A 12,880-nucleotide genomic window follows, 5' to 3' on the forward strand; every position below is an offset into this window, starting at 1 on the left:
ATCACACGCCTGCCGTGCGCGGCTCGAGCCCGGACAGGCACGCCGGCAGGGGGGCGCGGTGCAGCACGCCGAGCCGCTGCGTCGCCCTGGTCAGTGCCACATACAGCTCCGCCGCGCCGCGCTCACCGTCGGCGAGGATCCGCTCGGGATCGACCACCAGCACCGCGTCGAACTCGAGCCCCTTCGTCCGCGCCGGCGGGACGGCGCCCGGCGTACCGTCGGGCCCGATGACCACGGCCGTGCCCTCGCGGCCCGCCTCCTCCCGGACGAAGTCCGCGATGGCGCCGGGGACCTCCTGCTCGCCCACGTACCGGACCCACGGACGTACTCCCGAGGCGCGCACCGATTCCGGCGGCACGACATCGGGCGCGAACTCGGCGAGGACGCCCGCCGCGACGGCCATGATCTCCGCCGGGGTGCGGTAGTTCACGGTGAGCGCGGTGTAGGCCCAGCGTTCGGCGACGAACGGGTCGAGCATCTCGCCCCACGACCGCGCCCCCGCCGGCGCGCTGCGCTGCGTGAGGTCGCCGACCACCGTGAACGAATGGGACGGGCAGCGTCGCATCAGCGCCCGCCAGTCCATCGCCGAGAGCTCCTGCGCCTCGTCGACCACCACGTGCCGGTACACCCAGGTGCGGTCCGCCGCGGCGCGTTCGACGAGGTCCCGCGTGTCCCGCTCCTCGAACCGGTCCGCGAGGTCGTCCGCGTACAGCAGGTCGGTGGCGAAGAGGTGGTCCTCGTCGTCCATCGAATCCGACCGGGAGACCAGCGAATCCAGCACGCCCTCCGCGAACTCCGCCTGCTCCCTGCGTCGTTCGGCCGCCGCCGCGTCGTCCGTCGCCTCGTGCGGTCCGAGCAGCTCGGCGAGCTCGTCCAGCAGGGGCACGTCCGAGACGGTCCAGGCGGCACCGTCGGACCGGAGCAACGACCGGTCCGCGCCCGCCGCGGCCAGGCGATCCGCTGAGCTCAGCAGGTCCGCGAGCAGGGCCTCGGGGGAGAGCACGGGCCACAGCGCATCGACGGTGCGCCGGAACGTCCCGTCCACCGCGAGGTCCGCGAGCATGCTGCCGCGCATCTCCTCCCACGCCCGCGTGTCCTCGCGGCGCAGCCACTGCTTCCCGATCCGGCCCAGCGCCCGCTCGGTGATCGCCCAGGTCAGCACGTCGAGGAAGACTGCACGTGCCTGGTTGTGCGGCTGCCCGCTGTCGGTGGCCTCGTCGCGGGCCCAGCCGACCACGTCGGCCTCGATTCGCACGGTCGCGTCGCCGAGCCCGATGGACACGGGAGACGCCGGTAGGGTCCGACGGTCCGCCACCGCCGCGGCCAGCACGTCGGCCATCGCCGCGGAGCCCTTGATCCGGGCGACGGCGGGCGCGTCCTCGCCCCGTGCCGCGACCCCCGGGTACAGCGTGCCGGGCGTCGCGAACACGACGTCGGACTCGCCGAGCGAGGGCAGCACCCGCCCGATGTGCTGCAGGAAGGACGTGTTCGGTCCCACCACCAGTACGCCGTGCCGCTCGAACCGCGCCCGCTGCGTGTACAGCAGGTACGCCACCCGGTGCAGCGCCACCACCGTCTTGCCGGTGCCGGGGCCGCCCTCGATCACCGTCACGCCCGGATCGTCGGAGCGGATGATCCGGTCCTGATCGGCCTGGATGGTCGCGACGATGTCCCGCATCCCCTCGCCGCGCGGGGCGTTCACGGCGGCCAGGAGCGCCGCGTCGCCGCGCGCGTCCGCGCCCGGCCGCCCCAGCATCTCGTCGGTGAACTCCACCAGTTCGCGCCCGCGGCTGAGGAACTGCCGTCGCCGGTGCACGCCCTCGGGGTGCGCGCCGGTGGCGGTGTAGAAGGCCCGCGACGCCGGGGCCCGCCAGTCGAGCAGCAGCTCCCGCTCGGCGTCGTCGGGGTCGGACAGGCCGAGCCGTCCCACGTACCGCTTCTCGACGGAGCCGTCGGACCGCGGTTCCCCGTCGAGCCGCCCGAAGGCGAGACCCTCCTCGGCGACGCCCAGGCGTCGCATCTCGCGCGCCGAGGTCATCACGTCGCCCTCCCGGTCGACCGCCCGGCCCTCGTGATCGCGCAAGGCGTCGGCGTACCGTCGACCCGCCCGGGCGCGTTCCGCGTCCAATCTCCGGTACAACCCCGCCACGTACTCGCGCTCCGATGCCAGCTCGCTCTCGTATTCGGACATGCACCCACCTCGCTGAAATTCGGATCCGGCCAGCGAGTATGCGCCAGCACGGGGGCCTTGCGGCAAGCCCCTGGGTGCGTTATACGTTGAAGTGGGAAATGATCCGCGGCGTCGTGGTGCCCTGTGCCGACTGAGCACGCTCTCCGCCTTCCGCGCACTCTGACGCGAACCGCGCGCAAATTCCGCAAGGACTGTAGGTTCGATCCGTGGACCTCCGAAGATTCCTCGACGGACGTGGGGGTCAGCTGGCCTTCCTCACGTACCAACACGCCTCGCTGGTGATCCAGTGCGTGCTGGTGGGCGTCGTCATCGCGCTGGTGGCCGCGGCTCTGGTGTACCGGTCGCGGGCGGGGGCGGCGTTCGCGACCGCCATTGCGTCCGTCGGGATGACGGTGCCCTCGCTGGCCCTCCTCGCGCTGCTGCTCATCGTGTTCGGGCTGGGCGTCACGCCGTCCGTGACGATGCTCGTCTTCTACGCCACGCTGCCCATCCTGACTAGCGCCATCGTCGGCCTGCAAGCGGTTCCGGCGGCGCTCGTGGAAGCGGCGCGCGGACTGGGGATGTCGCGCTGGCGGGTGCTGGCCACCGTCGAGCTGCCGAACGCGTGGCCGGTCATCCTCACCGGGATCCGGGTGAGTACGCAGCTCGTCGTCGGCGTCGCGACCGTGGTCGCGTACGTCCTGGGGCCGGGCCTCGGTTCCCTGATCTTCTCCGGCCTCGCCCGCCTCGGCGGCGCGGGCGCCCTCGAATCCGCGCTGGTGGGCACCGTTCTCGTGGTGGCCGTCGCGCTCGTACTCGACGGCCTGCTGGTCCTGTTGGGCCGCTTCACCGTCTCGAAGGGACTGCGATGAGTCAGACGACGGGCGTATCGATCGAGCTGGAGAAGGTGATCAAGCGCTACCGCGGGCAGGACAGGCCGGCGGTGAAGGAGCTGTCCATCGCCATCGGGGCGGGCGAGACGGTGGCCATCGTCGGGCCCTCGGGCTGTGGGAAGACCACCACGCTCAAGATGATCAACCGGCTGATCGAGCCCACGTCGGGGCGGGTGCTCATCGGCGGCACGGACGTCACCCAGGCCGACGCCGACGGGCTGCGCCAGGGCATCGGCTACGTCGTCCAGGCCGGCGGGTTGTTCCCGCACTGGACGGTGGAGAAGAACGTGGCCGCGGTGCCCGGCCTGCTGGGCTGGGACAAGGCCCGCACCCGGGCCCGCGTCGCCGAGCTGCTCGAGCTCGTCGGTCTTGATCCGGGGGAGTTCCGCGGACGGTTCCCCAAGGAGATGTCCGGCGGGCAGCAGCAGCGCGTCGGCGTGGCGCGCGCGCTCGCGGCCGACCCGCCGGTCCTGCTCATGGACGAGCCCTTCGGCGCCGTCGACCCCATCACCCGCGTGCGCCTGCAGGACCAGCTGCTCGCGATCCAGGAGGAGCTGCACAAGACGGTCGTGATCGTGACCCACGACGTCGATGAGGCGATCAAACTGGGCGATCGGGTGTTGATCCTCTCGGAGGGCGGCCAGGTCGAGCAGTTCGGCACACCCGAGGAGATCCTCACCGCGCCCGCGAACGACTTCGTCCAGGAGTTCGTCGGTTCGGGCGCGACCCTCAAGCACCTCTCGCTGACCTCGGTCAGCGAGATCCCCAGCGCCCCCGTGGTGCTCGCGCGCCCCGGCGACCGGTCCGAGGAGGTCGCGGCCCGGGCCCGGGAGGCCGGCCTGAGCTGGGTGGTGGTGGTCGATGCCGACGACCGGCCGCGCGCATGGCCCTCCGTGTCCGAGGTGCTGAGCAAGCCGGAGGTCTCGACCTATGTCGACCAGCGTCTGCCGGTCGCGGAGCGCACCGCGACGCTTGCGGACGCACTCGATGTGATGCTGGCCGCGAGCCAGGGCGGAGTCCTGGTGACCCAACGCGGCAAGGTGATCGGTGCCCTGACCATCGAGCAGGTCGCGCAGCGGATCCGGGAGCGCCAGGCGATCGCCAACCCGGAGCAGGCCGCCGACACGTACCGGGCGGCGCCGTCATGACCGCCGCGGCCGGGCGGACGGATCTGTCGAAGCCGGCGAAGCCCCCGAAGAGCCCGCGGCCCGCACGCGTGGGACCCACGCCGCGGTTCGCCGGGGGCGTGCCCATCGACCTGATCCTCGAGCCACTGCTCGTGGTCGTCGGCGTCGTCGGTTACCTGATCTGGCACGCCGCACAGGACTTCACGGAGACCGAGGCCGTGCAGCTGCAGTGGTCGAAGCTCGGCACGTCCGTGTGGGAGCACATCCAGCTCACCGTCGTCTCCGCCGTGCTGGTGGTGCTGATCGCGATCCCGCTGGGGATCCTGGTGACCCGCAAGCGGTTCGCCCGGGTCTCGCCGGTCATCGTCGGCCTGGCGAATGTGGGGCAGGCCGCCCCCGTGCTCGGCATGGTGGTGCTGTTCGCGATGTGGTTCGGCACCGGATTCCGCACCGCCGTCGCGGCGCTGGTGGTCTACGCCGTCCTGCCGATCCTGCAGAACACCGTCACCGGGCTGCGTCAGGTGGACGAGCGGATCATCGAAGCCGCGCGCGGGCAGGGCTTCTCCGCGTTCGCGACGTTGCTGCGGGTGGAACTGCCGCTCTCCGTGCCGGTGATCCTGCACGGAGTCCGCACCGCGCTGGTCATCCTCGTCGGCACCGCCACCTTGGGCACCTTCATCGGGGCGGGCGGCCTCGGCGTGCTCATCACCACCGGCGTCACGCTGTACCTACCGCCGCTGCTGTTCACCGGCGCGCTGCTCGTGGCACTGCTCGCGCTCGCGATCGACTGGCTGGCCCGGCTCGCCGAGTACCTGCTCGCGCCACGCGGCCTGCGCGGGGTGAGCGCATGACTGCGCGGGCGGGACGCATGACCGCGCGGGCGGGGCGGTTGTGCCGAGCGGTGATCCCGCTGGCGGCCACCCTCGCCCTGGTGCTCAGCGGATGCGGGCTCGAGAGCTCGTCCGGACACTTCGTGCACGCGGAGTCCGCCGACGGACAGCGCCCCCTGGTCGGCGCCAAGATCTCCGTGACGTCGAAGTCCTTCAGCGAGGGAATCCTCCTCGGGAAGATCAGCGCGACGATCCTGCAGGCCGCCGGCGCGGACATCACCGACCTGACGAACGCGCCGGGTTCGATGTCCTCGCGACAGGCGATGGTCAGCGGTGCCGCGGACGTCTCGTGGGAGTACACGGGCACGATCTGGGTGAGCTACCTCAAGAAGACCGAGACGATCAGCGACTCGAAGGAGCTCTGGACCAAGGTCAGGGACGCCGAGCGGGCCAACGGCATCGACGTGCTCACACCCGCACCCTTCAACAACACCTACGCCTTCGCGGTCACCCCCGAGCAGAAGCAGCAGCGGAATCTGCGCACCCTGAGCGATCTGTTCCGGTTGCCGCCCGCGCAGCGCAGCCTGTGCGTCGATCCCGAGTTCCAGTCGCGCCCCGACGGCCTCGGCAGGCTCCTGGAGAAGTACGAGGTGCCGCTGGGTTCCGGGACCCCGCCGAACACGGTGACCACCATGGACGCCGGCGTGATCTACTCGGCGGTCTCGGGGAGCACGTGCCTCGCCGGCGATGTGTACGCGACCGATGGCCGGATTCGGAAGCTCGGCCTGCAGCTGCTCGACGACGATCGGAAGTTCTTCCTGCCGTACGAGGGTGTGCCGGAGGTCCGTTCGGATGCGCTGGCGAAGTACCCCGCGATCGCCGATGTGCTCGCGAAGGTCGGCAAGCTGCTCACGAACGAGACCATGCAGGAGCTCAACGGGCAGATCGACATCGAGGGCAAGGATCCGTCCGACGTGGCGGTGACCTGGCTGCGGAAGGTGGGCCTCGTTCGCTGAGCGGATCTTCCGGTCGCGCTGAGCGGAAGGGTTCTCCGCGAGGACGTGGCGTCCGACACTGAGCGCATGACCGAGAACCCGCCGGACCTGTTGGCGCTCACCGCGGCCGAGGCCGCGAAGGTGCGCGCCGGCGACTACGACCGGGTGATCCCGGCGCAGTGGCCCTCCGACGAGCGGTGGGCCACGCGCCTGCGCGGCGACGACCAGGTGGACGTCTGGCTGATCAGCTGGGTGCCGGAACGCTCCACGGAGCTGCACGACCACGCCGGATCGCTCGGTGCGCTCACCGTCGTCGACGGTGCGCTCCGCGAGTGGAGCTGGGACGGTGAGGCTCTGCGGGAGAGGCGGATCGGGCCGGGCGAACATGCCTCGTTCGACCGTGGCTGGGTGCACGACGTGACCCGGCATCCCGAGGCGCACGACGCCGCGTCGGGCGAGGCGGCCGCGCCGACCCTGTCGGTGCACGCCTACTCACCGCCGCTCACCGCGATGTCGTACTACGAGGTCACGCCCGGCGGTAGGCTCCGCAGGGTGCGCAGCGAACTGACCGACGAACCCGAGGGGCCCACCGGAGGGCGCGGCATCGACGTCCTCCTGGCGAACGCGCGGGACCGCATCGACCGCGTCGAGGCGGCGGACCTGCGCGCGGAACTGGACGCGGGCGCGATCCTCGTCGACACCCGCCCCGCGGCTCAGCGCGCCGTCGAGGGCGAGGTCGAAAGGGCGCTGGTGATCGAGCGGAACGTGCTCGAGTGGCGCCTCGACCCGACCTCCGACGCCCGGATTCCCGAGGCGACCGGCTGGGACGTGCGGTGGCTCGTGATGTGCCAGGAGGGCTACTCCAGCTCGCTCGCCGCTGCCGCCCTGCGCGACATCGGGTTGCATCGCGCCGCCGATGTCGCGGGCGGGTACGCCGCCCTGGCGGCCGCGTCGGTCGTCTGAGCGTGCGCTAGGGCTCGCGCGGTACCGACCACCGCACGACGGTTCCGGGCCGCTCGGCGTTCGCATCCGCGGGCAGCAGTTCGACGGTGCCGCCGCGCAGTTCGGCCCTCGTCGCGAGGTTCCGCAGGCCGCTGCGCCGGCCACCGTCGGGAATGCCGGAGCCGTCGTCGGCCACCTCGACCGTGACCGCGTCGCCGCCGGCGATGACCGTGACCGACACTCGCGTGCCGCCGGAGTGGCGCATCGCGTTGGAGACGCTCTCCGTCACCACGGCCTCGATGTCGCGGGCCAGGGCGTCGTCGGACACCGCGCTCTCCACCGGTCCGGAGAAGCCGACGTCGACGGACAGGCCGCCGCCGTGGGCGACGGCCCGCACCGCCCGGACCAACCGCGTGCGCAATCCGCTCTGACCGGTGGACAACTCGAAGATCGTCGAGCGGATGTCGGCGATCGTGCGGTCCAGCTCACCGATCACGGAATCGAGCCGTGCGCGGACGGGCTCTTCCGCCGCGGTGGAGCGGGCTACCTGCAACCCCAGGCCGGCGGCGAAGATGCGCTGGATCACGTGATCGTGCAGGTCCCGCCCGATGCGTTCGCGCTCCTCGATGACCTGCAGCTCGCCGAGGCGCTCCTGCTGCCGCATGGCCGCCGAGTGCATCTGCGCGTTGTCGATCGCCACTGCGGTCGCCGCGGCGAAGATCTCGATGGCCTTCGCGTCGCTTCCCGTGAACGCCAGCCCGTTCGCCTTCTCCGACAGGTAGATGCAGCCGAACAGCTCTCCGCTCACGATGATCGGTGCACCCAGGAAACTGTGCATCGGAGGGTGATTCGGCGGGAAGCCCACCGAGGAGGGATGCTCGGACAGCTCGGCGATCCGCACCGGCTGCTGCACCTCGAGCAGATGCCCGAGCAGTCCGCGGCCGCACGGTGGGTCGCCGATCCGCGCCGCGGTCTCCGCATCGATGCCCACGTAGATGAACTCCTCGAGCGAGCCGTCGTCACTGCTCACGCCCACCGCGCCGTAACGCGCGTCCACGAGGGTCATCGCCGAGGTGACGATGCGGCGCACCGTCGCGGGAAGATCCAGGCCCTGGGCGACGACCATGACCGCACTGAGGATGTCCTGCAGGTCGGTGTCGGGCCGCTGCGTGCCGGTCCGCCGGTCGTCGGTCACAGCTCCACGCCCCGACGAAGGGGGAGTGCCGTCGGGACGGAAGTCCCTGGCGCGCGGCCACGATGGTCGCGAAGCTGGGCACCGTGAACGCCATCGACATCGATCCGCTGGACTGCTCCGACGTGCGCGCACTCGTCGTCGACCTCGCTGAGGCCGCCTACACCGGCCGGCTGACCCGCTGGAACGAGGTGCGGACGACCGCGACGGTCGACGAGCTCGACTGGGAGTACCTCGTGTGCCGGCTCCTGGGCCGATTGCTCGCGGAACGTGCGCTGCAGCGGGGCACTCCCGCCGTCGACGCCTGGCAGCAGGCGCGCGCCGCCCTGGCGTGAGCCGCTCATCCGCGGGGCCTGCCGGAGTCGCGCCACTGTGCGGCCCGCAGCGCGGCCTGCACGCGGTTCTCGACCCCGAGCTTCGCCAGGATGCCGGTCACGTGGTTCCGGATGGTCTTCTCCGCCAGGAACATCCGCTCGCCGATCTGCCTGTTGGTCAAGCCCTCGGCGAGGAGCGCCAGTACCGCCTCCTCCTGCCCGGTCAACCCGGCGGGGATCGCGGACGACGGCTCGCCTGCCCGGCGGATCCGCTGCAGCACACGGGCGGTGCTCGCCGAGTCCAGGAGCGAGCCGCCGCTCGCGACCGTGCGGATGGCGGACACCAACTCCGTGCCGCGGATCTGCTTGAGCACGTAGCCCTGTGCGCCCGCGGTGATCGCGTCCAGGAGAGCGTCGTCGTCCGAGTAGGAGGTGAGCACGAGGCAGGGGAGGCCGGGCAGGTGGTCGCGCACCGTCCGGATGAGGTCGATACCGGACCCGTCGGGCAGCCGCACGTCGACCACCGCGACATCGGGCCGCACGGCGGGGATGCGGGCGAGGGCCTCGCGGACCGTCGACGCCTCGCCGACCACGGTGTGCGTGCCGTCCGTGGCGAGAAGATCGGCCAGCCCGCGCCGGACGATCTCGTGGTCGTCGACGAGGAATACCGAGGGCATGCACCCAGCGTAGGCCCGCCCGGCGGCCGGGCCGCCGGCGCGGGACGGTCGGGGACGGATCTCGGGACATCTGTCCCGGCCCGTCCGGTACGCACGTCCCCACCTGCGAAGACGCACCGTCGGGGCGAGTGAAGGGACGTCCTCGGGGACGATCGCCACTGCCCCGCCGGTCTCCGCCCGAGCAGGGTGGAGGCCATGACCGACCTGACCGATCTGGAACTGCTGTACGAGCTGTCCGACACCGCCGAACGGGAGGTCGACCGGCACCTGCGGCAGGCGGTCGACTGGCACCCGCACGACTACGTCCCGTGGAGCCGCGGCCGCGACTTCGCGGCGCTCGGCGGTGCGGACTTCCGCGAGGACGACTCCGCTCTGTCGCCCGTGGCGCGCGCCGCACTGGTGATGAACCTGCTCACCGAGGACAACCTCCCGAGCTACCACCGCGAGATCGCCGCGAACTTCACGCTCGACGGGGCCTGGGGTTACTGGGTGCACCGCTGGACGGCGGAGGAGGCGCGGCACTCGATCGTGCTGCGGGACTACCTCACCGTGACGCGCGGCGTGGACCCCGTCGAGCTCGAGGACCTCCGGATGGCGCAGATGCAGCACGGATTCGCGCCGGGGATGAGCTCCATGCTGCTATCGGTGAGCTACGTGACCTTCCAGGAACTCGCGACCCGGATCAGCCATCGCAACACCGCCGCCGCGTGCGCCGACCCCGTCGCCGACCGGATGCTCGCCCGCGTCGCCGCTGATGAGAACCTGCACATGCTCTTCTACCGGAACATCCTCGGAGCCGCGATCGAGGTGTCGCCGGCACAGGCGCTGACCGCCATCCACGCCGTGCTCACCAACTTCCAGATGCCCGGCGCCGCGCTGCCGCACTTCCGGCGCGACGCGGTGCTCATGGCCAAGAACGGCATCTACGACCTGCGGCAGCATCGCGACGCGGTGGTGGTGCCGGTGCTGCGGCACTGGCACTTGCTCGAGCGGACGGACCTCACCGGCGAGGCCGCGCGGATGCGGGATCTGATCGGCGCGTTCGTGGACGAGCTGGAGGTCGGGGCCCGGAGGTTCGAGGCGGCCCGCGATCGCGCCCTCGAGCGGGACGCGCGCCGCCTCGAGCGGGCGGCCTGCTGACCGGTTTCGGCTAGATTGGAGGCATGCAGGTACAGCTCCGTCACAACCCCTCGTTCTCGATGGCCCGGTGCCAGCTGGCACCGGGCGAGCCCATGACCGTGGAGTCCGGCGCGATGGTCGCGCACTCGGCGGGCATGAACCTCCAATCGCAGGCGCAGGGCGGCATCATGCAGGGTCTCAAGCGCAGCCTCCTCTCCGGCGAGTCCTTCTTCGTCTCCACCTTCACCGCGCCGCCGTCCGGCGGTTGGGTGGACATCGCGGGCACGCTCCCCGGCGATATCGCCGTGCTGCAGATCCAGCCCGACCGGCCCTACTACGTGACCCGCGGCGGCTGGCTCGCCAGCTCCTACGGGGTGCAGACCACCACCCAGTTCGGCGGCGCCAAGACCTTCTTCGGCGGCGAGGGCGCGTTCGGCCTGCAGGCCGCCGGCCAGGGCGAGGTGCTGGTCGCCTGCTACGGCGCGATCGACGTGATCGACCTGCAGCCCGGCGAGCAGGTGGTCATCGACACCGGCCACGTGGTCGCCTACGACCTGAACATGCAGTTCACCATGCGCCGCGCCGTGCAGGGCAAGTGGATCCAGTCCATGAAGTCCGGCGAGGGCATGGTCTTCGAGTTCACGGGGCCCGGCCGGGTGCTGCTGCAGACGCGCAACCCGCGCGGTCTGGAGAGCTGGGTGCGGTCGGTCGTTCCGTCGGCGTGACCCCGGCGCGAACCACCAGGTCGCGCAGTGTAGTTCGCTGCGCTGCGCGCCGGGGAGGTTCGCCCGAGATTTGACCGGTGCCATGGCCACTGTGATCTAGTGGGATCATGGCTACTGTAACTAATAAGACAGGAGACCATCGCCGGACGACCGACTGGGTCGTGTTCGGCGTGACGGCCGCTGCTGTTCTGGCGTTCGTCCTCTGGGGTTTCCTGGATTCGGATGGGTTGAAGACGACGACCTCCGATGTCCTCAATTGGATCATCACGGACCTGGGCTGGCTGTTCCTCATCGCCGCCAGCTTCTTCGTCCTCTTCGCCGCCTTCCTCGCCCTCTCCCGATTCGGCCGCATTCCATTGGGCCGGGACGGCGAGAAGCCCGAGTACAAGACCGTTTCGTGGATCGCGATGATGTTCAGCGCCGGCATGGGCATCGGCCTGATGTTCTTCGGGGCAGCGGAACCGATCGCCCACTTCGTCGGGGCCCCGCCCGGCATGAACAGCCACGACGTGGCCGTCGCGATGGCGACCACCATGTTCCACTGGGGTTTCCACCCGTGGGCCATCTACGCCGTGGTCGGCCTCGCGATCGCGTACAGCACCTACCGGTGCGGGCGCAGCCAGCTGATCAGCTCGGTGTTCGCGCCGATCTTCAATCGCACCGGCGGGCACGGCGTCGGCGGCCGGATCATCGACATCCTGGCCATCTTCGCCACGCTGTTCGGCACCACCGCGTCGCTCGGCCTCGGCGCTGCGCAGGTGGGCGCCGGACTCGAGCGCCTGGGCTGGGCCGACGACGGGTCGAGCAAACTGCTGCTCGTCGGCATCATCGCGATCCTCACCCTCGCGTTCGTGGCGTCCGCCGTCTCGGGCATCGCCAAAGGCATTCAGTGGCTGTCGAACACCAACATGGTGCTCGCCCTGATCCTCGCGGTGTTCGTCTTCGTGGTGGGTCCCACCGTGTTCATCCTGAACCTGCTGCCCACCTCGATCGGCGCGTACTTCGCCGACTTCATGGACATGTCCGCGCGCTCCGCCGCCAACGAGCCCGACGCCGGCAAGTGGCTCGCCACCTGGAGCATCTTCTACTGGGCGTGGTGGGTCAGTTGGACCCCCTTCGTCGGGTTGTTCCTCGCCAAGATCTCGCGTGGGCGCACCATCCGTGAGTTCGTCATCGGCGTCATGTGCGTGCCGACCCTGGTCTCGCTGGTGTGGTTCGCCATCTTCGGCGGCACCGCGATCCACCAGGAACAGGCGGGCCTCGCGGTCAGCAAGGCGGAGAACGAGGAGGTGCTGCTCTTCGACTCGCTCGGCCACCTCCCGTGGCCGACGATCACGGCGTTCCTCGTGGTCCTGCTGGTCGGGATCTTCTTCGTCTCGGGAGCCGACTCCGCGTCCATCGTCATGGGCACCCTGTCCCAGCGCGGCGCGGAGGAGCCGAATCGGTTGATCACCATCTTCTGGGGGATGCTCACCGGAACCGTTGCGGCCCTGTTGCTCTGGGTCAGCGGCGACGACGCCCTCACCGGTATCAAACAGATGGCGATCATCGCGGCGGCACCCTTCCTGGTGGTGATGATCGGCATGTGCGTGGCGCTGATGATGGACCTCTGGCACGACCCGCTGATCGTCGCGGAGCGCACACACCGCGAGGAGCTCGGTGAGCGCATGCGCTGGCACGCCAACACCCTCGCCGTCACCGACGACAGCACCGATGTGCTGCCCTCGGACGACCTGCCCGTCTACTCCGACGGCGAGGTCCCCGAGGACCTGTACCACCCGCCGCACACCGGGGAACTGGTCACCGTCGAGGCCTACGACGCCGACCATTCCGGTCCGATCGACATCGATCCGAAGGCGATCGAAACCGATCCGAAGGAGGAACTCGCCCGGTAGA

The 12,880-nt window shown here is 70.7% G+C and carries 12 protein-coding genes and 1 pseudogene; 10 read left to right on the forward strand and 3 right to left on the reverse strand.

What is annotated here, in order from left to right:
- Position 1: 1 nt before the first annotated feature.
- On the reverse strand, positions 2–2,191 hold the full coding sequence (gene helR / locus ABZX10_RS05245; RefSeq protein ID WP_355535310.1) for an RNA polymerase recycling motor ATPase HelR: 2,190 nt from the start codon (positions 2,189–2,191) through the stop codon (positions 2–4).
- 206 nt (positions 2,192–2,397) lie between these two features.
- Between helR and ABZX10_RS05250 the strand changes: the two genes are divergently transcribed.
- From ABZX10_RS05250 to ABZX10_RS05275, 6 genes and pseudogenes are all read left to right on the forward strand, one after another.
- Complete coding sequence (locus ABZX10_RS05250) at positions 2,398–3,042, forward strand: ABC transporter permease (RefSeq protein ID WP_355535313.1); 645 nt, start codon at positions 2,398–2,400, stop codon at positions 3,040–3,042.
- Positions 3,039–4,211, forward strand: coding sequence for an ATP-binding cassette domain-containing protein (locus ABZX10_RS05255; RefSeq protein WP_355535316.1), 1,173 nt, complete (start codon positions 3,039–3,041; stop codon positions 4,209–4,211). The genes ABZX10_RS05250 and ABZX10_RS05255 overlap by 4 nt, the downstream gene beginning before the upstream one ends.
- The gene (locus ABZX10_RS05260) at positions 4,208–5,041 is read left to right on the forward strand and encodes an ABC transporter permease (RefSeq protein WP_355535319.1); all 834 of its coding nucleotides are present in this window, start codon (positions 4,208–4,210) and stop codon (positions 5,039–5,041) included. The genes ABZX10_RS05255 and ABZX10_RS05260 overlap by 4 nt, the downstream gene beginning before the upstream one ends.
- Entirely contained in the window at positions 5,038–6,036 is a 999-nt protein-coding gene (locus tag ABZX10_RS05265; RefSeq protein WP_355535322.1) for a glycine betaine ABC transporter substrate-binding protein, read from the forward strand. The genes ABZX10_RS05260 and ABZX10_RS05265 overlap by 4 nt, the downstream gene beginning before the upstream one ends.
- Positions 6,037–6,102: 66 nt before the next feature.
- Positions 6,103–6,600, forward strand: a pseudogene (locus ABZX10_RS05270) (cysteine dioxygenase); the annotation flags it as partial.
- 75 nt (positions 6,601–6,675) lie between these two features.
- Positions 6,676–6,978: a rhodanese-like domain-containing protein gene (locus ABZX10_RS05275; protein ID WP_355535693.1), complete on the forward strand. Its 303-nt coding sequence runs from the start codon at positions 6,676–6,678 to the stop codon at positions 6,976–6,978.
- 7 nt (positions 6,979–6,985) lie between these two features.
- On the opposite strand, the gene ABZX10_RS05280 is transcribed toward ABZX10_RS05275, so the two are convergent.
- On the reverse strand, positions 6,986–8,152 hold the full coding sequence (locus ABZX10_RS05280) for a GAF domain-containing protein (protein WP_355535325.1): 1,167 nt from the start codon (positions 8,150–8,152) through the stop codon (positions 6,986–6,988).
- Between the two features lie 62 nt (positions 8,153–8,214).
- On the opposite strand from ABZX10_RS05280, the gene ABZX10_RS05285 reads away from it, so the two are divergent.
- Positions 8,215–8,484 (forward strand): hypothetical protein, encoded by a 270-nt coding sequence (locus ABZX10_RS05285; RefSeq protein WP_355535328.1) that lies wholly within the window; start codon positions 8,215–8,217, stop codon positions 8,482–8,484.
- A gap of 5 nt (positions 8,485–8,489) precedes the next feature.
- Here the strand turns inward: ABZX10_RS05285 and ABZX10_RS05290 are convergent, their stop codons facing one another.
- Positions 8,490–9,140: a response regulator transcription factor gene (locus tag ABZX10_RS05290; RefSeq protein WP_355535331.1), complete on the reverse strand. Its 651-nt coding sequence runs from the start codon at positions 9,138–9,140 to the stop codon at positions 8,490–8,492.
- A gap of 195 nt (positions 9,141–9,335) precedes the next feature.
- On the opposite strand from ABZX10_RS05290, the gene ABZX10_RS05295 reads away from it, so the two are divergent.
- The 3 genes from ABZX10_RS05295 (at position 9,336) to ABZX10_RS05305 (ending at position 12,879) form a co-directional block, all read left to right on the forward strand.
- The gene (locus tag ABZX10_RS05295) at positions 9,336–10,280 is read left to right on the forward strand and encodes an acyl-ACP desaturase (RefSeq protein ID WP_355535334.1); all 945 of its coding nucleotides are present in this window, start codon (positions 9,336–9,338) and stop codon (positions 10,278–10,280) included.
- A gap of 23 nt (positions 10,281–10,303) precedes the next feature.
- A complete protein-coding gene (locus ABZX10_RS05300; protein WP_355535337.1) occupies positions 10,304–10,984 on the forward strand; it encodes a TIGR00266 family protein in 681 nt (226 codons plus the stop codon).
- Positions 10,985–11,091: 107 nt separating this feature from the next.
- Complete coding sequence (locus ABZX10_RS05305) at positions 11,092–12,879, forward strand: BCCT family transporter (protein WP_355535340.1); 1,788 nt, start codon at positions 11,092–11,094, stop codon at positions 12,877–12,879.
- Position 12,880: the final 1 nt, after the last annotated feature.

The sequence above is a fragment of the Tsukamurella sp. NPDC003166 genome, assembly GCF_040611135.1.
In the GTDB taxonomy this organism is placed as follows: Bacteria; Actinomycetota; Actinomycetes; order Mycobacteriales; family Mycobacteriaceae; genus Tsukamurella.